At 30.3% G+C, this 18517-nt stretch carries 16 protein-coding genes; 1 reads left to right on the plus strand and 15 read right to left on the minus strand.

The window, feature by feature from the left end; all coding sequences use genetic code 11:
• Positions 1-53: 53 nt before the first annotated feature.
• The 10 genes from CBF37_RS02765 to CBF37_RS11585 form a co-directional block, all read right to left on the minus strand.
• Positions 54-650: a recombinase family protein gene (locus CBF37_RS02765; protein WP_125983187.1), complete on the minus strand. Its 597-nt coding sequence runs from the start codon at positions 648-650 to the stop codon at positions 54-56.
• A 231-nt stretch (positions 651-881) separates the two neighbouring features.
• The gene (locus tag CBF37_RS02770) at positions 882-2669 is read right to left on the minus strand and encodes a hypothetical protein (protein WP_125983188.1); all 1788 of its coding nucleotides are present in this window, start codon (positions 2667-2669) and stop codon (positions 882-884) included.
• Positions 2653-3504 carry a hypothetical protein gene (locus CBF37_RS02775; RefSeq protein ID WP_125983189.1) on the minus strand — a complete coding sequence of 284 codons (852 nt, stop codon included), beginning with the start codon at positions 3502-3504 and terminating at the stop codon, positions 2653-2655. The genes CBF37_RS02770 and CBF37_RS02775 overlap by 17 nt, the downstream gene beginning before the upstream one ends.
• Positions 3505-3933: 429 nt before the next feature.
• Positions 3934-4239 carry a hypothetical protein gene (locus CBF37_RS02780; protein WP_125983190.1) on the minus strand — a complete coding sequence of 102 codons (306 nt, stop codon included), beginning with the start codon at positions 4237-4239 and terminating at the stop codon, positions 3934-3936.
• A gap of 765 nt (positions 4240-5004) precedes the next feature.
• A complete protein-coding gene (locus tag CBF37_RS02785; protein WP_125983191.1) occupies positions 5005-6525 on the minus strand; it encodes a hypothetical protein in 1521 nt (506 codons plus the stop codon).
• A gap of 254 nt (positions 6526-6779) precedes the next feature.
• A complete protein-coding gene (locus CBF37_RS02790) occupies positions 6780-6959 on the minus strand; it encodes a hypothetical protein (RefSeq protein ID WP_125983192.1) in 180 nt (59 codons plus the stop codon).
• 421 nt (positions 6960-7380) lie between these two features.
• Complete coding sequence (locus tag CBF37_RS02795) at positions 7381-9318, minus strand: LysM peptidoglycan-binding domain-containing protein (RefSeq protein WP_125983193.1); 1938 nt, start codon at positions 9316-9318, stop codon at positions 7381-7383.
• A gap of 218 nt (positions 9319-9536) precedes the next feature.
• A complete protein-coding gene (locus tag CBF37_RS02800) occupies positions 9537-9728 on the minus strand; it encodes a hypothetical protein (RefSeq protein WP_125983194.1) in 192 nt (63 codons plus the stop codon).
• A 244-nt stretch (positions 9729-9972) separates the two neighbouring features.
• Positions 9973-10584 carry a recombinase family protein gene (locus CBF37_RS02805; protein WP_165866611.1) on the minus strand — a complete coding sequence of 204 codons (612 nt, stop codon included), beginning with the start codon at positions 10582-10584 and terminating at the stop codon, positions 9973-9975.
• 19 nt (positions 10585-10603) lie between these two features.
• On the minus strand, positions 10604-10762 hold the full coding sequence (locus tag CBF37_RS11585; RefSeq protein WP_165866612.1) for a hypothetical protein: 159 nt from the start codon (positions 10760-10762) through the stop codon (positions 10604-10606).
• An 828-nt stretch (positions 10763-11590) separates the two neighbouring features.
• On the opposite strand from CBF37_RS11585, the gene CBF37_RS02810 reads away from it, so the two are divergent.
• Complete coding sequence (locus CBF37_RS02810; RefSeq protein ID WP_125983196.1) at positions 11591-12589, plus strand: hypothetical protein; 999 nt, start codon at positions 11591-11593, stop codon at positions 12587-12589.
• Positions 12590-13085: 496 nt separating this feature from the next.
• Here CBF37_RS02810 and CBF37_RS02815 read toward each other — a convergent pair whose 3' ends face one another.
• The 5 genes from CBF37_RS02815 to tpiA form a co-directional block, all read right to left on the minus strand.
• On the minus strand, positions 13086-13529 hold the full coding sequence (locus CBF37_RS02815) for a hypothetical protein (RefSeq protein ID WP_125983197.1): 444 nt from the start codon (positions 13527-13529) through the stop codon (positions 13086-13088).
• Between the two features lie 104 nt (positions 13530-13633).
• The gene (locus tag CBF37_RS02820; protein WP_125983198.1) at positions 13634-14572 is read right to left on the minus strand and encodes a tyrosine-type recombinase/integrase; all 939 of its coding nucleotides are present in this window, start codon (positions 14570-14572) and stop codon (positions 13634-13636) included.
• A 226-nt stretch (positions 14573-14798) separates the two neighbouring features.
• Positions 14799-16094 carry a phosphopyruvate hydratase gene (gene eno / locus CBF37_RS02825; protein ID WP_125983199.1) on the minus strand — a complete coding sequence of 432 codons (1296 nt, stop codon included), beginning with the start codon at positions 16092-16094 and terminating at the stop codon, positions 14799-14801.
• Between the two features lie 117 nt (positions 16095-16211).
• Positions 16212-17738 carry a 2,3-bisphosphoglycerate-independent phosphoglycerate mutase gene (gene gpmI, locus CBF37_RS02830; protein ID WP_125983200.1) on the minus strand — a complete coding sequence of 509 codons (1527 nt, stop codon included), beginning with the start codon at positions 17736-17738 and terminating at the stop codon, positions 16212-16214.
• 1 nt (position 17739) lies between these two features.
• On the minus strand, positions 17740-18495 hold the full coding sequence (gene tpiA / locus CBF37_RS02835) for a triose-phosphate isomerase (protein WP_125983201.1): 756 nt from the start codon (positions 18493-18495) through the stop codon (positions 17740-17742).
• Positions 18496-18517: the final 22 nt, after the last annotated feature.

The following is an 18517-nucleotide window of genomic DNA, read 5'->3' on the forward strand; positions in this document are numbered from 1 at the left end:
CTTTCTCATTGGTGGTCACATGATACCTTCCTTTTGACAAGAAATGAAGTCTTTTAAATCATAATTTTCTTTATTTTATAGACAGTATTTCTACTAATCCCTAAATTATTAGCTATTTTTTTGACTGGAACACCTTCTTTTAGCCCGTTGACAATTCCATCATAAACCAGCTTGTCAGCTCCTGTTGCATCTTTATGATATTTTACTGGTCTTCCTTTATACTTTCCTTCTTTTTTTGCTAATTCTATACCTTGTTTTTGCCTATCTAATAACTGTTTACGCTCATTTTCAGCAGTATATTTAAATAATTCTAAGATTAAATTATTTAGTAATCGTCTTAGGTTATCGTCTTGAATTCCTGATAGAGAAGGTAAGTTCTGTATTTCTAAAGTAGCCCCTTTTTCGTTAATCTTGTTAATTATCTCTGTAATTTCTTTGTTGTTCCTACCTAGCCTATCCAATTCAGCCACAACTACAATATCATCTTTTCTTATAAAATTTAACATTTCTTGTAGCTGTGGTCGGTTAACATCCTTGCCACTTAATTTATCCTCAAAAAACTCTTTAACTCCTACTGCTTCTAAATTTTCCCTCTGTCTTTCTAAATTTTGCTCATCTGTTGATACTCTTATATAACCTATTTTTGTCAAAATTCCTCCCTCCTGATTTTTCATCTAATGAACACTTAAAATGAACTGCTCTAATCCTTTATATCTCAATAAAACCATTTTGTCCTTTTTAGGTATACCCTCTGTGAACTTAGTTAAGTTTACCTTCTCTCTTTTTATTCACCTAATTTTTTTATTTTTACTTACTTTTTAAAAGTCGGCATTATTACCGTGATTAAAGTCGGATATTTTTACGTATTTATAGTCGATATATCAAAAAATATCAATCTCTTTCTTTGTAATTGCTTGTTCACAATCCTTACTATACTTATCATTTGTCTCAAATTTCCTTGTAAAATTTGTTGCCAACTCGTTTTTTAAAATATTTGGTGTATGCAACACACTGAATCCGCTTGCATAGTCTGAACCTACACCATCTATTTTTATCTCAGAATTTATAAAGAATTTACCTTGTGCTCCTATTCCTCTAGTATCTAAATCCTTATAATATTTTGTTATTTCACAGCTTTTATCCAAACTCATCAACTCATAGTCATCCACTTGTCTTCCCAATATCATAATATTTACATTTTGACGGATATTCTTTAAATCTTCTTTCTTGGCACTCTGCTGTATCATCATTATGTTGATGTTTTGAGAGCGACTTGTCCTTAATAGTATGGCTACTTTACTTAATATCCTTTTTTTAGTTTCATTATCAGTATTTTCTAACAAATTTTGGAATTCGTCTAAAACTAGAAGTATGTTTCCCATAGGTCTTTCTACGATATCTTTACTTTCTATTTGTTGATTTAAATTATTTGCGTTATCCAATCTGTGTTTTTTAAGGATGTTTATTCGTTTAGTATTAATGCTGGATATATAATCAATCATTTTCTCCATGTCTTCCACGGTATCCCTTACTACTATACCTCGTTCATCTAATCGTGCTTCTAAATAATCCTGACTTTTTAAACTTACTATTAAACAATCTTCGTACATGTAGTTCCCTTTATATTTTAAATTAAGTAAGCTGGTTAATAGATTTAATACAAGAACGCTTTTTCCGCTTCCACTTAATGCACTTATCAACCAATGACTGACTGTTTTATTCAAAGAATCAGAAGTCATTTTCGCCAGACCATTTTCTGTGTTCCCCATCATGATTTTTCCTTTTTCTGCTTGATTTATTCTCTCTTTTATTGATACGTTGTCTACTTCAATATTGGTGTTAAAAATCACCTTTAGTATAAAATACCTTGCATCCACACTGTCTTCAATTATTTTCATATTTTTAAAACTCGTTTTTTGTTGCAATATGTGTAAATCGTTCCTAATATCTTTAATTGTTTTCCCTTCGAATAACCGGCAAGTAATTTCACAACTATTAACATTTTCAACTATAAATAACTGGTTTTCTTCGTGATATATGAATCCTAAACTACTTTTATTTTCTAGGATATATCGCAAGACCTTAAACGTTTTTGGGGAAATATTATAAGCTTGGCAATAGCTATCTAATCTTTCTAGTTGCTCATTCTTACTCGAATTTTGATTTAACAAGTATTTCCAACATTTCTTTAATTTTTGAGGATATATCGCTTGATATCTATAGCCTTCTCCTAACTTTTCTGTTCTCATCATCGTGAATACCACATCTATAAATATCTCTTCTACACTTAGTTGCTTAAACTCATTTTTTACTTGTTCTTTGTATGTTTGTTGTATCTTCTTATAGTATGTTTTTGGTAACTTTCTTCTGTATAAAATTGCTACAACTATCATTAAAAATATTAGTAATGTTAAAAACAGTATTGGTTTTAATTTTATTAATAATGCTAATTCTATTAAACAAAATATACCCAATAATCCATACAATTGTATATTGGCTGTACTATCTTCCCTGATATCATTTAATCGCTTAAAAAACGTTAGTTTAGCTTTAGTTTTGTGTACTTGTTGTATCATCCATTTTTTTGTTTTAATTAATAGACTTTTAGCTGTATCCTTTAATTCTTCTCCGTCAATCTCTACTTTTATTAGATTATTCTTTTTCTTCATCATCCTTTCCTCCAATTATTTTTCTTTCAAATTCGTATTTTTCTTTTACGTTTTTATATAAATCTTCGTTATTTTGTCTGTCATGTTTATCTTTCATTAATAGTAAATTTTCTTTTTTAAATTGAACAATTGTATCATCCCTGTATATGCTTAAATATATGACTTTAAAATACTTGTTAATGGTTAAATAAACAAAATCTTCATTTAAATTGTTGATTATCATATTTAATCCGCTCTTTGAATTGTAGACGTCTGTTATAAATATTTTTAAATGCTTTGAATTATTTAACGTTTGTATTTTGTTTGTAAGAATGTCTTTTTGTTCCAAACATATGCATTCTGTATTAATTAAAGTGTTTTTATTTAAAAACATATTAAAATATAGATTATTATTTAAAATAGTAAAATTATCAAGATATAACTTGTCTTCCTCATCTTCCATTAAACTATTTATGTAATTAAATGAGTAAGGAATGTAACTCAACATATCATTATTAATTGCTTGGCTAATATCTGTTCTCTTGTTATAGAATGTCTTAGACGGTCTATGTTCTATCCCGCTCATCAGCTCATTGTTTAGTTTTAAGTTTGCTAACATCTTGGTTGAATAGCTTCCTGTCAATCGTATCAAGCTATTTTGTGTTATCGTCGTATCTTTAATAATATTAGCTAATTCGTTCGGTGTTGTTTTACGGTAAGTCTTCTTCCACCTATCGCTAAATATCTCCGTTCTGTGACTGGATTCATACATATTCTCAATCGACCCTGGTCTTTTTAAATATATTGGCTTTCCTTTTATCTTAAAATCAAATTCTCCTTCTTTACTCATTCCCATTTTCTATCCCTCCTTTTCAGTTTGTTTAAATACCTAGTTTCTGCTGGTTTTTAAAATTTATTAATCAATAGAATTAACACTTTTGGGTAATCTTATTTTTAAAGATGACGTATTTGACATGTAGACTGAATGTACTCTATTTGTTTCAAATTAGTATATTCTCTTCTTAGATTATTTAATCGATTAAAACCAGCATTAAATCTTAATGATTGTATATTTCTTGTATCTCGTACATACTCTATTCTTATTTTCAACTGACTTTTTGTTTCATATCGTTTCGTTTTCAACAAAGTTTTCCGTTTCATACTGTTGCGTAGACTTGAAAACTAAAATAAAAGATAGCTAGTTTGCTCAGAAAAAACTAGCTATCTTCTTAAAAAATTTGGTATTACTAATTTAACTGTCTAGTCAAAACACTCTCTCACGAATTTATCCCTCTATGTAACCAAACAAATCATTATACATATCTACTGTGCCATATTTTTCTATAAATTCTTTAGCTTCGTCATCGTCATATAACATTATACCGCTACTTCCCTCATCATTTCCAAACTCATCAATGGCAAATTCTGTCATATTACCACCTTCATAATCTAAAAAGAATTGTCCTTTCCTAGTTCTATATAATTGCTTTCTGTAAAAAGTTGAATATCCTCTAGTTCCTTCATAAGTCGTACCACAAATATATTTAGCAGTATCCGTACTGTATGTCTTTCCATCTATTATTGTTTCCATATTTATTTCCCCCTATTTTTTATTATCATCCTTATTTTCTTATTACTTCTTGCCAAACCCTTATACTTTTATTTTCTATGTATCAATCCTCCTTGTTTTTTAACGATTATAAATTAGCTTTTCCTTTATTTTTAAAATAGTACTTTACTTAACTTGTTTGTCGTTGTATCAAGACTATAGCTCGATTTAATAAGTAAATCAAGTCTTAAAAAATCATATTTTTTCATTCCGACCACTACCACGTTTTGTTATTTTTAGCAACTTTCTCATTTAATAAAGTTTGTTTATATCTTCCTTTTATTTAAAACTAGTACATCATGTTTTATATTACAAATTCATGACATTTATCTATTACCAATAAGCTTAATTATATTTCTATTTAATATTATAGGAACCATAAAAAAAACTGTCATAACTACTAAACCTATAGCGATTCACGAGATTAATTATTTGGAATAAGTCTAAGAATCATTTTCTATTTTTCCATTCCAGTTTGCCTCACTTTTAACTTCCATTTTAAATCACTAATAATTCCGTTTTAGTTTTATTATAATTCCGTTTTAAATTTTCATGATTCCCGTTTGCTTCCTTTAAATATTCTTCATTAAAATTAAGTAGTTAGTTTCTATTTTCAGATAATTTGATTTATGGTCTTCAAAGTGTTGCGTAAATCTACCTATTTCCATAAAAAAAGAAGCCCCTAACTAATTAGTGCCTCCTCTCATATTATTTTTGCTATTTTATTTTTTAACTATTTAAATCTTTTTATGTTTGTTTCTTTAATTCTAATAAATTGTGGTATTGATTATACAATATGGTAATTTTGAATTTATTCTTTTTAGTCAATTCATTATCTTTCAACATTAATTGTTTTGTCCTTAATATCTTTTTACTTAATTCGTCCATTTTTATTTTATTTTCCAAACTGATGTCACTATCTATCAGGCTTTCAATTATTTCTAAACTTAACGAGATATCTTCTAGTTGAGTTTTAATAATAGAATTTTTTAACTCAATACCATATTCTTTATTTTTGGAACGACCCACCTCTCTTTCTGATATTTTCATGTTCTTAGCTACCTCCTTATTTGTCTTATTCGCAGTAATTACATAATTTATTTTGATATACTGAAGACTCTCTTTAATTAGCTGATTATATTTTACTTCTAATTCTTTTAGTCTCTTCCTACAAACAGCATCTGCTTCATTAATTAATACTTTCAAGTCTTTTTCTTCTTCACTAGTGATTTTTAAATTATTGAATATCTTTTCTCGTTTGATATAGTGATAGCTTTGTTTAGAATTAACTATATGACTAAATTCTGTGGAAGATAACGGTTCATTAAAAATTTCATTATTAACATATTCAAGATATTCTTTAGAATATTTCAAACATTTTAAGGTATATAATGTATTGTTTCTTAACCCTTCCCACTTATATCCTGATTCTTTTCTATTATTAATTACTTTTTCAATATCTTGTCTTAAAAACTGTGCATAATTATTATGGTGTTTCTTCTTATCTTTAGTAGCATTTTTACTTCCTTCAGAAGATTTTTTAGTATATTTATTGGGGTCATATTTCTTTTTACTTTTACAAAATTTATTATAAAAATCGTCTCTAAAATCGTAACTTTTAGCTAGATTATTTATTAGTATTTTAGTTTTGATTGGTTTACCTTTTTTATTATTTGTTGATAAAGGTACTCGCAGATACCTGCTTATCTCATTTACCGCAGTATCACTATTTAATTGGCTCGAAATAAACTTCTGTACCTTCAGCCAACTTTTGATATATGATTCTTCTGCGGGAAGCTTATAATTCAATATCCAATAGAAATGGACACCATGTCCGCTAGATATTGCATAACTTGGCTTGGGCAGTTGACTATTTTTAAGCCTTGCCAACCCCTCCTCTGCGGAACCATTATCTATATCTACGAATAGAGTTGTTAAGTAATTAACGTTATCTTGAGATTCTTTCCCCCGATATTTAAAGATATTTGGTGTGAAGTATAGATTAGCATTATCTTTAAAAAAAGATTGATACTCTTCTAACTGGGAAGGTATATCCTTTTTTAAATCCAATCGAAGACTTTCCAATTCCTCTTTGGGCTTTTTAATGAAAATGGGCTTTCCATAATTGTTTTTAAAAGTATCTTTTTCTATTGATAATACTTCTTCTTCTGTATTTCTAATGCTTAATAAACGGATAGTACCATAATCTATATCCCCTATTAATTTTTTTAATAATTCACTAACTTGTGCTAATTCTTCTTGATTCATTCTCCTTTCCTCCATATTTTTTAACCGTGATGCTTAATATTGAATCTTAATCGTGTGGATGAATGCCTTCTTGTGGATGGATTCTTTTTCTTAGAATCTGATTTCTCTTGATAAGATATATATACTATTAGAAGACTATGTCTATCCTTAAACTCTAGATTTTGATATAAGTTTCAATGAATTTTTTACTTTTTTATGATTTATTTTTATGTTTCACACCATTGCGTTATTTGCGTAAAATTCGATTAAAGTGGTTATTCTAACTCTTCTAAATCTAATTGCTTATTGTTTAATAATTGCATATACTTCACCTTTTGTTTTTTCTTTAAAATTAATTCTTCCTCAAGACATTTAATATCTTGGTTTAATTCCCAAATACTCCCTTTTAATACTCTTGCTTCCTTCTCCAATACCTCTTTTTTATATTGTGTCATCTTTTTATTCCTCCTATTTTATCAACTTCTTTCCCTATATTTTTTACTTCTCTGGCTGATAGTAAGTCTATCTTAACTCTTTCTAAAAGAGTTTATTCGCTTCTGTTATCATCTTTCAAATAATAGCGATTGTTTTCAAAAAAATGTAGTTAAATAGCCATTCTTGACACTTTTTAATTTCTGATATTAAAAAAATTGATATGTAAAAGGTTTCTTAACCTCTGTTTTCAAGGGTACTTGTCTGCCATTCTGTCGGCTTTTAACCTTAAATGGTATATTTATACTAAATGGATGTTCATTTGCTTTAAAATGGCTTCCAGAACCTTTAAAATATATTTTGAATTAAAAATAAGGTCTATCTTTTAAAAAAATTATCAAAAAAAGACATACCCTTTTAAGAGTATGTCTTTCATTATAACTATTAGTTAAAGTCTACTGTATAACGGATTGTTCCATCTTTCATTTGTACTTCCCAAACGAACCATGTTCCACTTCCATTTGGATGATGTGTTCCACCATATAAGTTTGCGTTTTCTTGACTATCAAATGTCATCCCACTGTTACCAACGCCATCTCCAGTGTTAAAGTCTAAGTTTAATTCTGAATCTGTTGTTGGTCGTGCTCCATAATCATCAGTTGGTGTTACTGAATCTTTTTTCCAAACTCGTGTTAATGTATATTTAGTATGTGTATCACCATTTGGTGCGGTTGTTGTGACACCTTTGTCTTTATATTCATCAATCTTTGTGTAGCCATCTGTTGATTGTAATGGATTACCTTGTTCATCAATATTTACAACTACAGTTTCTTCAGTATGAACTGGTACATACTCTTTTTTCCAAATTGTTGTTGTTGTGTAAGTTGTTGTTGTACTTCCATCAGCATTTGTTACTACTACTCCGTTATCTCTTGATGTACTTACTTCAGTATAACCATCTGTTGATTCTAAAACATTACCATCTTCATCAAGATTTACATATACATATTCATCTGTATTTTGAGGTGCTCTTTTAACATAGTTAAATGTTACAACATCACCCTCTTTAGCATTTTGTAATACTTGTTTATCTGAACCATATACCTCATAACCGTCTAATATTTCTGCTGACCATTCAATATTTGTTCCACCTAATACTTCATGATTTGAAGTACTCAATACTTTAATTAATTTTCCATCTTTATCCACTTCATTATTTGCTACTTGTACATTTACTTTAGTTTGTTCTTTAGCTTTCTTAACATCAAATGTTACTGCTGTTAATGATTCTGTTACTGTTGCTTCAGTTTGACCTACTAATTCATAACCATTAGGTGTTACTGCGACTACTTTACCAGTGCCGTCTTTACCTAATTCAACTTTTACAGTATCTTCTTTAACCACTGCAAATGTATCTGCATCAACATAAGTTACTTTTGCATCAACGGTTTTAACTGCATCTTCAATTTTTTCAATAGTGAATGATACCTTAGCATCTTTACCATTTACAGTTTTAGTATCTTTTTCATTATCTACTAATTTGTAACCTTTTGGTAAGTCAACTTTTACAGTTCCTTCATCAGATTTTTTGTTAAATTCAACATCCTTAGCAACATAACCTAAACTACCAATTTCTTTACCATCTTTTCCTACAAAAGTAACATCAACATCTTTTTTGTAAGTTGTTTGTTCAGGTTTTGAAGTATCTGTTGTAGATGTGCTTGTATCCGTTGTACTTGTTGATTCAGTTGGTTTTGTTGCTGTGCTTGTATCCGTTGTACTTGTTGATTCAGTCGATTTTGTACTTGTACCTGAATCGGTTGTACTTGTTGATTCAGTTGGTTTTACAGGGTTAGCAGTAGTAGCTGTGTTTGAATCTGATGTGCTTGTATTCGAATTAACTGAACCATCTTTTTTAGAAGAATTTCCAGTATTTGAATAAACATTGTTAGTATCTTTCTTTTGGACTTCTGTAATACCCTGTTTATCTTCTTTAGTCAACGGAACTTCATTTTTTACGGTATTATTTGAATCTACGAGTGCTACTTTACCATCTTCTGTTTTAATGATTAGCTTGTCACCAGCATATATTAAATCTACGTTTTGGATGTTATTAACTTTTGCTAAGGTTTCTATGGTAATTCCTGTGGCTTCACTGATTCCGCTCAAAGTATCTCCGGTTTTAATAATATAAACACCGTCTTTTGCTTCCTTAACAGCTTCTTTAATTTGGTCGACTGAATTAGCCTTCCAAGATTCAGCATGAACTTGCGTCGTCATCCCGAAAAAGCTCAACCCTAAAACGCCTAAAACTGTAGCCTTTGCGTAGATTCTATTTCTTTTTTTAACATTCATCATTTTTCTATAATCTCTTCTTTTCATTTCGTTCTCCTTTTTAAAATAAAATTTTGTATTACTCAAAAAACATCATTTAAAATAGTTTTTAAACATATTTATTATAAAAGAGTTTAAAGCAACACTTTAACTATTTTATTATACATTTGTTTCGTTTTAAGGTCAATTGATTGTTTTAAATATTGAGATAAGCATTTACATAATTTAAATATCTTCATTAATTTTTTTATCACCTGCTCTATATTTTATAAAAAATAAGTAATAACTGCTCCTAAAATAAAGATAATCCAACCCCACAAAATACTAAATGCACCAATGATTGAACAAACAATTGCTAAAACAACGAAGATACCAATTTTTGTCAAGCATCCAACGGATTCTTCATCATCCTCTGTTTCAAAAACTTCTTGATACATCTTTCCATATTTCTTTGCCATTAATCAATTTCTCCTTATTCTTAGTAATCAATATTGGGTGTAACAATCAGATGTCTATGACAACACTAAAAAAGTAGTCATTAACATTTTTAAAATCCAATGTTAACAACTACTTCATATTCTGTTATTTATTTTATTATTAACCTGTAAGAAACATCTATTTAATTCCTTTAAATTCATCTGTTACCCCAATTTCTTTTTTAATTATACCTTCTATTTTTATGTTATTCAAGTGTTTCTTTATTTAACTAATTTTTCGGCTAAGATTGTATCTCTTTGCGATGTTGTACACCGTCTTTGCAGATATATTATTACTTTTAGCTATAAACTCTATTGTATTGCTCCGATTCTTATACATTTCTATTACTTTTTCTTCCAACTTAATATTCCGTTTCCGCCCTAAAATTTTTCCGTCAGCTTTAGCTTTTTCTAACCCTAGTAGGATACGCTCTCTTGTCTGATTGACCTCATATTCGGCGAAAGTTGCTAAAATATTAAACATTAGTTTTCCCTCAATGCTAGAAGTATCAAAGCTTTCTGTTAGTGATTTAAAGGCAATCCCATCTTCCTCCAAAGAGTTTATCGTGTTGACTAATGTTGAGAACTTCCTACTTAATCTATCTGATTTCACAACTATTAACATTACTTGATTGTTTTTAGCCAGTTTCTTACATCTTCTAATACATTTATTAAACTCTATCCTTTTATCATTCCTTCCGCTTGACTTTTCAAAAAATACCTCTTCACAACCGTATTCTTTTAACAGTTGTTGTTGATTTTCTAAAGAATTGTCTTGCTTATCCATTGTCGAAACTCTTCCATACCCAATTTTAATAACCCTTTTAACCTCTTCCATTAATATCATCCCCCTTTTTCTAATAAAATTTAATACTATCATTTTTTATGAGCTTATTTACAAACAAATTTTTATAGACATCATCTTGTTCCTCATTAAATTCTTGATAATCTTCATAATCTAAAATGATGTATTCCTCTAATAATTCTTCATCTTCATAATCAAATTCTTTCTCCATCTTATCTACCTCCTATATCGTTTATTCTCATTTTCATTAAAAAGTATTTTCAACTTATATATTTAATCTTAAGAGAGAGAACTTGGAACAAAAAAAGGCATCTGAATCAAGAAATTAAATTCTTAATTCAGATGCCTCATCTTATTCAATTAATATCATTCTATTCTTTCTTAACCATTCATTATCTTAACTCATATTGATTCCATCCTTAGATAGATAGATAGATAGATAGATAGATAGAAGATTTCGCATATTTATATTTACTTTAATTAGGTTTAAATAGATTTTTTAAAAACCTCTTAAATAAAGTATAGCATCTTTTTGGGCTTCTTCAACACGTTCGTTATCATCTTCAGTTAAACGTTAAAACTCAGTTATAGCAAGAGTTTATTAAGATATCATTTTTCCCATAAAAACTAAAAAGTGCGTAACAGCGGTATTCCTCCTAATTCGAGTTCTATTCCTTCAGAATTAAAATTTATTCTTTTTGATTTAATGAGCTATCTTAACTGCTCGCCGTGTCGTCGCTTGCATGCCCTTCTGTCGCATTTTCTAATTATTTGTATAATTAATAGAGCTGGCTATTCTAAACACCTTAAACTAAGTTATACAGGGATTTAAATAAACTTTAAAACGAAAGTTAGTTCGTTCAAAAGAATGGAAAAATCAGGCAAAGACGTTTCACACCGTTGCAGTTTTTCCAGATACTAAGAAGTTATATCGTTTCAGACTATTGCGTATTTTATTGCTCAAAATCCATAAATATTTTATCCACATTCTTTCTTTAATTTTGATACAATTAAAGAGAATAAAATGGAGGTATAAAGAATGAGTAGTGAAAAAAGACAATTAACTAGAAGTTTAAAAAACGATAGAAATAAGAAAGATTTATTAAGGACTGAATTAAATAATGCTACTGACCCAAATGTTAGATTGGAACTAACAAAAATGCTATTAGATGTAGAAAAAAAAGAAAAAAGGAAGAAAATAACTAAATGGATTTCACTTTTTAGTGGTTTGATTATTATATCGTTTATTCTTTTTTATTTAGGTACTAATTCTACAAAAAATCATGTCAATAAAAATTTAGCTAAAGTGTCCCACACTACTAATAGTCAATCAGCATCTTCTAAATCAACTAGCACCAGTTCAACCATTTCTGAAACAAATTTATCAGAAAATCAATTAAAAAAATGGGTAATGGCTATTTTAGAACTTGCTCCAGCACCTCCATCAAAATATGTTTTAAATGTACGAATTGATGATAAAGATAAACTAGCCTATATTAGTGCGGGAATTGACCAAATGGATGGTTTTGGTACTTTTAGAGTTAATGTAAAAGGACAGCTAGAGTTTATGCCTTATATGGGACAATTTTCTGGAAATGATTGGACTGTGATATCAGAAAAATATATGGACACATCTTTAGCAAAAGAATATTTTGACGAACAGAAGAAAAAACAAACGTCAGCCAATGATTCATTGAATAATGTAAAAAAACAACTCGTTGGAAAAAAATATGTTATCAAACCAATTCTTTACGACGATATGGATGCTGAACAAGCAATGAATGATAATAAAGCACCTCAAAATTTAATCCATGATGGGATGCAACCTATTACTTTTACTAGTGAAAACAGCGTTCATATAGAATTAGCTGGTACTTATCGACCTGATTATGATGAAACGTACACTGTCTCCAATGATACTATAAATCTTAAAGACTACTATATCCCTTATACATATAGTGACGGAAACTTCTCATTTGATACATGGACGACTGAGGAATCTGGACACACAATTACTTGGGCTATGACATCACAATAATATCTACATAATAAAAACAAGATTTAAAGACAATTAGATTAGAAACTATTAAAAATGAATCACTATTTTTCTAGCATTTTTTATCTTTCCTTTTTATATCTAAAATTAATAAAAAATAAATTAAGAATAAAGATGACTAATTTTACGGATAATCTCATTCATTAATCTTCTCTATATCCTAATTCATGTATCTACTTCTATATAATCCTAAATCTGATTCAAGATGAATTTTCTAGATAGGATATATATACTATTAGAAAATATGTCTATATGGATATCGGGAAATTTTTTTGATTTCATGGGGAATTTCAACCCTTTTCATGTGTTATTTTTATATTATTTTAAAGTTAATGATAATTCTTAATATTTCTATTTGTTTCACACCATTGCGTATATTAAACTATCTACTAGAGATTAAAAAAGTATCTGATTCAGAATAAACATCCAAATCAAATACTCATTAAAGTTTCAGACCGTTGCGTTATTCCTGCAATAATTAAATTACTAATTTTTTATTAATCTCTTCCAATTTTTTTAATAATTCTATCTGTTCTTTCAGCAAGTCTTCTTTATTTTTATCTAGCTTTGTTTCTTTGTCAAAATTAATATTTCTAAATGAAGATAGATAATTTTGAGTTAGCTTAACTTGTTTTTCTAAAGAGTTGTCAAAATACATAAAGTAATTCTTACCATCTTCTTTTTTAACTAACATCAAATTTTCTTCTTTACCATCTTTAATTCTGTTGGACAACCCTTGTAAAAGTCCCAATCTTGGTTTTTTGTCCGTATTTATCATAACTTTTGCTAACTTTTTATCCTTAAATAATTCTGCCCATAACTCTTCAAAGGTTGCACCTTCTTTAAATTTTTCTTTTAAAATTAAAGGAATTGCTTGTCTCAACATTTGTGTATCGCTAACTTTTCCAACTATTTCAGTCATAATTAAAACCCTTTCATTAATTGATGGTCTTAATCTAGCTTCCTTTCAGACTTAAGTCAAATCATGTTTTTTTAAGGAACAGTTTCACACTGTTGTTTAATAAACTATATTTTATTGTCAGATAATAACATAGTTAACGGTGTAATACCTTTTACGTCATTTAAAATTTCATCATTCGTTAAACTATTAAGATATGTTTGAGTAGTTTTAATATTCGAATGCCCTAATAACCTACTAATCGTATAAAGATTAACACCACTCTTCAATAGTTTTTGTGCATAGTAATGCCTTAATGAATGACAAGACCTTCTTTGAATTTCTTCACGGACACCTATTTCATTACAAGCATCTTTTACTATTTTTTCAAGTAATACATTGTTTTTAAGTTGATTCCCACTTTTAGAAACAAATAAATAATCTTCAATTTCCCTATAATTTCTTAAGTTATTGAAATAACCCTGCTTTACTCGATTATACTTTTTTAAAGAATAAGATAAATAGGGACTCAATGGAACTATCCTTTCTTTTCTTCCTTTACCTAAAAATTTTATATAATTATCAAAGATATTTTCATTTTTAAGCTCCCTTACTTCCTGAGCTCTTAATCCACAATCAGCAAATATCTCAATAATCAATTGATTTCTCTTGGATAAAAAATCATTACTTTTGCCATAAAAATCTATCATACTAGCTACTTCTCTATCATTAAATGTATTTAATAATACTGTATCTGTCTTTAGGTATGAAATGTTTTCCATAACACTTTTATCTAGGTATTCCTCTTCAACTGCATACTTAAATAGTAACTTTAAAGTTTTTAATAATTGATTTACATAATTAGATTTTTTTGTTTCCTGCAAGTCTAACACATATTTTTTCACATAAACTCTTTTAATTTTACTAATATCTTTTTCATTAAACTCTGCTTCCATATATTTTACAAAAATACCAATTTGATAATTATAAGAATTGATTGTCTTCTTTGATAAATTTCTAATCCTGCAATCTAATAAATACTCTTCCAAAACTTCTTTAATTTCCACAATATATACTTCCTTTACCTAAAAATTAATAAAAGAAATAAAAAGTAAGGTATTACTAACTAGGAACATTCTGCAATTAGCAATACAGATAATATCTACAATCAATTAAAATTGGTATACCTTAACAAATAATCTCAAAAGACAAAAAAAGACCCTTCAAAAAGAAGAGTCTTTTGCGTCCGAACATTTTTAATTCCAGTGGAATAAGCTTTATACTAAGCGAAGATTATTTATCTTTTAAGTTGTAGAATGAAGCTAAACCTTTGTATTCAGCTACATCACCTAATTGGTCTTCAATTCTTAATAATTGGTTGTATTTAGCAATACGGTCAGTACGGCTAGCAGAACCAGTTTTGATTTGACCAGCGTTAGTTGCAACTGCGATGTCAGCAATTGTTGCATCTTCAGTTTCACCAGAACGGTGAGAAACTACAGCTGTGTATCCAGCTTCTTTAGCCATTTCGATAGCTTCAAAAGTTTCAGTTAAAGTACCAATTTGGTTAACTTTGATTAGGATTGAGTTAGCGATACCTTCTTCGATACCACGAGTTAATTTTTCAGTGTTTGTTACGAATAAATCGTCACCAACTAATTGAACTTTTTGTCCTAATTTTTCTGTTAAGTGTTTGAAACCTTCCCAGTCGTTTTCGTCTAAACCGTCTTCGATTGAGATGATTGGGTATTTAGCGATTAATTCTTCATATAAAGCAACCATTTCTTGAGAAGTTAAAGAACGTCCTTCAGAAGTTAAGTCGTACATACCAGTTTCTTTGTTGTAGAATTCTGATGATGCTACGTCCATTGCTAAACGCACATCTTTACCTGGAACATAACCAGCAGCTTCAATAGCTTCGATAATAATTTCGAAAGCTTCTTCGTTTGAAGATAAATCAGGAGCGAATCCACCTTCATCACCAACACCAGTATTTAAACCTTTAGATTTTAATACTTTTTGTAAGTTGTGGAATACTTCAGCACCCATACGGATAGCTTCTTTAAATGTTGGAGCACCAACAGGCATAATCATAAATTCTTGGAAGTCAACGCTATTGTCAGCATGAGATCCACCATTGATGATATTCATCATTGGAGTTGGAAGAACTTTAGTATTGAATCCGCCTAAATAGTGGTATAAAGGAACTTCTAAGTAATCTGCAGCAGCGCGAGCACATGCAATAGATACACCTAAGATAGCATTAGCTCCTAATTTACCTTTATTTGGAGTACCATCTAATTTGATCATAGCTTTATCAATAGCCATTTGATCTCTAACGTCAAATCCAATAATTTCATCAGCGATGATGTTATTTACATTATCAACAGCTTTTAAAACACCTTTACCTAAATAACGAGATTTGTCACCGTCACGTAATTCAACGGCTTCATGTTCACCGGTTGAAGCTCCAGAAGGAACGATACCGCGACCAAACGCACCGCTTTCTGTATAAACTTCTACTTCGATTGTTGGGTTACCACGTGAGTCAAGGACTTCGCGAGCATAAATATCAGTAATAATTGACATTGTTTTTTTTCTCTCCTTTAGGATATTGTTTTATAGCTAAGGAATTATCCATTCCATAGTATCATTTTAACTATTTTCATTGAAACTTTCAATACGAATTAAGCAACATTCGCAAGTTTATTTTAATAATGACTCTCCAGTCATTTCAGCAGGTTTTTTAACACTTAATAAGTCTAACATAGTTGGTGCAACGTCAGCTAAGCGTCCATCCGTTCTTAGTTCAGCACCTTTTTTAGTAACAATCACAGGTACTGGCACAGTTGTGTGTGCCGTATGTGGGTTACCCTCAGGTGTTGTCATTGTCTCAGAGTTGCCGTGGTCAGCAAAAATAATTGCATATCCGTCTTTAGCTAAGATTGAATCAACCACACGACCTAGGTTTTCATCAACTGCTTCAATCGCTTTAATTGTAGCATCTAATTTACCAGAGTGTCCAACCATATCCGGATTAGCAAAATTTAATATAATCGCGTCATGTTTGTCTGCTTCAATATCAGCTACTAAAGCGTCAGTTACTTCGTAAACACTCATTTCTGGTTTCAAGTCATATGTTTCAACTTTTGGCGAGTTGATAAGAATACGGTTTTCACCAGGAAATTCTTCGTTACGTCCGCCATTCATGAAGAAAGTAACGTGAGGATATTTTTCAGTTTCAGCAATACGCAATTGCGCTAAGCCTTCATTTGATAACACTTCCCCAATCACATTTTTCATTTCGATTGGCGGGAATGCAACCTCAGCGACAATACTTGGGTTAAATAAGGTCATTGTTACAAATTTAACATTTTTTGGGTGATTACTGCGTTTGAAATGATCCCATTCGATATCTGTAAATGCATTTGATAATTGAATAGCGCGGTCAGGACGGAAGTTAAAGAAGATAACAGCGTCATTCTCTTTAACTGTTCCAACTGGCTGACCACTTTTCTCAATAACAATTGGTAAAACAAATTCATCAGTTACATCATTGGCATAAGATGCTTTGATGGCTTCGATTGGGTTAGTTGCCATAACACCTTTGCCTTCAGCAATTGCATCATAAGCTTTTTCAACACGTTCCCAGCGTTTATCACGGTCCATCGCGTAGAAACGACCTGAAACAGTCGCAATTTCGCCATAACCGATTTTTTTGATAAAATTAACTAAATCAGTCATGTAGTCAACAGCAGAAGTTGGTGCTACGTCACGTCCATCTAAAAAGGCATGAATATAAGTGTTTTTTACACCTTGGGCTTTAGCTAATTCTAATAAGGCATATAGATGGTTTTGATGACTATGAACACCGCCATCTGATAATAAACCAAATAAATGTAAATTAGAATCGTTGTCTAATGCGTATTGGACTGCGTGATTAAGGGCTTCATTCGTTTCAAATTCACCGTCTTGGATTGATTTATCAATACGAGTTAAACTTTGATATACAATACGTCCAGCACCAATATTTGTGTGACCAACTTCTGAGTTACCCATTTGCCCCTCAGGCAGACCAACGTCTAAACCTGAAGCTTTTAGAGTACTATGCGGGAATTCTCCCCAAAAGCGGTCAAAGTTTGGTTTATGAGCTTGAGCAACCGCGTTACCCACAACTTCATCACGTTGACCAAAACCGTCTAAAATGATGATTGCAACTGGTGATTTACTCATACTATTTTACAGCCTCCAATAATTCTAAGAATGAATCAGCTTCTAGACTTGCTCCGCCGACTAAAGCTCCATCAACATTTTCTTTAGCCATATATTCAGCAATGTTATTTGGTTTAACTGATCCGCCGTATTGGATACGTACTTTATCAGCCACATTTTGGTTATATAATTTAGCAACAGTTTCACGTACTACACCGCAGATATTATCAGCGATTGTCGCATCAGCAGATTTACCAGTTCCGATCGCCCAAATTGGTTCGTAAGCTATAACTAGATTTGATACTTGTTCATCTGAAAGGCCAGCTAAAGCACCTTTAATTTGGTTTTCAATCCAAGAAGCAGTCTTGCCAGCTTCGTAAGTTTCTAAAGTTTCGCCGCAACAAATAATTGGTGTCATACCGTTAGCGATGATTGCTTTAGCTTTTTTGTTAACATCAGCATCAGTTTCATGGAAATATTCGCGACGTTCTGAATGTCCGATGATTACATAATCAACACCTAAGTCCGCTAATGCTGCTGGTGAAGTTTCACCTGTAAAAGCACCTGAGTTTTCAAAGTAGCAGTTTTGTGCTGCAATTTGTAAATCAGATCCTTTTGCAATTGATGTCAAGTCAGCTAGGAATAAAGCTGGTGATCCGATAACTGAATCTACAACCTCTTTAGATGGGATTTTATTTGCAACTGCTTTAGCAAAAGCTGTTGCTTCTGAAGCAGTTTTATTCATTTTCCAGTTACCTGCAATAATTGGTTTACGCATATTATTATCTCCTTTAATTTGT

It is taken from the genome of Vagococcus vulneris, assembly GCF_003950515.1.
Lineage (GTDB): Bacteria > Bacillota > Bacilli > Lactobacillales > Vagococcaceae > Vagococcus > Vagococcus vulneris.

What these genes read in the sequence shown, in the direction of transcription:
- tpiA (WP_125983201.1), bottom strand. Translation starts at nt 18,495, where the DNA reads ATGCGTAAACCAATTATTGCAGGTAACTGGAAAATGAATAAAACTGCT.
- CBF37_RS02790 (WP_125983192.1), bottom strand. Translation starts at nt 6,959, where the DNA reads ATGACACAATATAAAAAAGAGGTATTGGAGAAGGAAGCAAGAGTATTA.
- gpmI (WP_125983200.1), bottom strand. Translation starts at nt 17,738, where the DNA reads ATGAGTAAATCACCAGTTGCAATCATCATTTTAGACGGTTTTGGTCAA.
- eno (WP_125983199.1), bottom strand. Translation starts at nt 16,094, where the DNA reads ATGTCAATTATTACTGATATTTATGCTCGCGAAGTCCTTGACTCACGT.
- CBF37_RS02800 (WP_125983194.1), bottom strand. Translation starts at nt 9,728, where the DNA reads ATGGCAAAGAAATATGGAAAGATGTATCAAGAAGTTTTTGAAACAGAG.
- CBF37_RS02810 (WP_125983196.1), top strand. Translation starts at nt 11,591, where the DNA reads ATGAGTAGTGAAAAAAGACAATTAACTAGAAGTTTAAAAAACGATAGA.
- CBF37_RS02815 (WP_125983197.1), bottom strand. Translation starts at nt 13,529, where the DNA reads ATGACTGAAATAGTTGGAAAAGTTAGCGATACACAAATGTTGAGACAA.
- CBF37_RS02795 (WP_125983193.1), bottom strand. Translation starts at nt 9,318, where the DNA reads ATGAAAAGAAGAGATTATAGAAAAATGATGAATGTTAAAAAAAGAAAT.
- CBF37_RS02785 (WP_125983191.1), bottom strand. Translation starts at nt 6,525, where the DNA reads ATGAATCAAGAAGAATTAGCACAAGTTAGTGAATTATTAAAAAAATTA.
- CBF37_RS02780 (WP_125983190.1), bottom strand. Translation starts at nt 4,239, where the DNA reads ATGGAAACAATAATAGATGGAAAGACATACAGTACGGATACTGCTAAA.
- CBF37_RS02770 (WP_125983188.1), bottom strand. Translation starts at nt 2,669, where the DNA reads ATGAAGAAAAAGAATAATCTAATAAAAGTAGAGATTGACGGAGAAGAA.
- CBF37_RS11585 (WP_165866612.1), bottom strand. Translation starts at nt 10,762, where the DNA reads ATGGAGAAAGAATTTGATTATGAAGATGAAGAATTATTAGAGGAATAC.
- CBF37_RS02805 (WP_165866611.1), bottom strand. Translation starts at nt 10,584, where the DNA reads ATGGAAGAGGTTAAAAGGGTTATTAAAATTGGGTATGGAAGAGTTTCG.
- CBF37_RS02775 (WP_125983189.1), bottom strand. Translation starts at nt 3,504, where the DNA reads ATGGGAATGAGTAAAGAAGGAGAATTTGATTTTAAGATAAAAGGAAAG.